The organism is Pseudomonas sp. SIMBA_067 (assembly GCF_046534675.1).
Lineage (GTDB): Bacteria > Pseudomonadota > Gammaproteobacteria > Pseudomonadales > Pseudomonadaceae > Aquipseudomonas > Aquipseudomonas putida.
On record NZ_JAWRYH010000359.1, the window covers coordinates 1 to 276 of the forward strand.

Below are 276 nucleotides of genomic sequence, written 5' to 3' on the forward strand. Positions count from 1 at the left end.
GTGATTCGTCACAACGAAGAGTACGAGAAGATCGAAGGCTGTGACGATGGTGTGATCATGCATCTGAAGTCGGGTAAAAAACTGAAAGCTGACTGCCTGCTCTATGCCAACGGTCGCACCGGTAATACCGATTCGCTGGCGTTACAGAACATTGGGCTAGAAACTGACAGCCGCGGACAGCTGAAGGTCAACAGCATGTATCAGACCGCACAGCCACACGTTTACGCGGTGGGCGACGTGATTGGTTATCCGAGCCTGGCGTCGGCGGCCTATGAC

Annotated in this window: 1 protein-coding gene; it reads left to right on the forward strand. The window is 54.0% G+C overall.

The genetic code is table 11. The annotated features are described in order from the left end of the window. A partial coding sequence (locus SB765_RS29430) for an FAD-dependent oxidoreductase (RefSeq protein WP_410932460.1) occupies positions 1-276 on the forward strand: 276 nt, incomplete at both ends.